This is a genomic window from Stenotrophomonas pictorum JCM 9942 (assembly GCF_001310775.1).
Taxonomy (GTDB): domain Bacteria; phylum Pseudomonadota; class Gammaproteobacteria; order Xanthomonadales; family Xanthomonadaceae; genus Stenotrophomonas; species Stenotrophomonas pictorum.
In genome coordinates this window covers 1-614 of the sequence record NZ_BAZI01000776.1, presented here as the reverse complement: position 1 = coordinate 614, position 614 = coordinate 1, and the positions used below count along the sequence as shown (strand labels likewise).

Genomic DNA, 614 nt, shown 5'->3' with positions numbered 1-614 from the left:
CTGGAGCGCGGCGGTGATGGAGGCCGGGCAGCGTCTGGACAAGGTGTTCGCCGCGCTGGCCGATGCGCGCCGTCGCCATGGCGCCGATGCGCTGGGCAGCTACATCATCTCCATGGCGCACGACCGCGGCGACGTGCTGGCGGTGCTGGCACTGGCCCGGCGCGGCGGTCTGGTCGATGCGGAAGATGCGGTGCCGCTGGATATCGCGCCGCTGTTCGAGACCGTGGACGATCTGCAGCGCGGGACCGCGACACTGCGCGACCTGCTGGCCGATCCGGTCTATCGCGCCCATCTGGCCGCACGTGATGACGTGCAGATGGTGATGCTGGGCTATTCGGACAGCGGCAAGGACGGCGGCATCGCCGCCTCGCGCTGGGGCCTGCAACAGGCACAGGTGGACCTGCTCGAAGCGGCCGCCGCCTACGGCGTGAAGCTGACTTTCTTCCACGGCCGTGGGGGTTCGATCAGCCGCGGCGGCACCAGGACCACGCATGCGGTCAACGCCTCGCCCCGCGGCAGCATCGATGGCCGCCTGCGGGTGACCGAGCAGGGCGAGGTGATCCATCGCAAGTACGGCATCCGCGCGCTGGCGCTGCGTTCGCTGGAGCAGTCGG

General features: G+C 70.4%; 1 protein-coding gene. It reads left to right on the top strand.

Features of this window, described 5'->3' with window-relative positions:
* Positions 1–614: phosphoenolpyruvate carboxylase (locus tag JCM9942_RS17635; RefSeq protein ID WP_157723088.1), on the top strand; the 614-nt coding region annotated here is incomplete at both ends.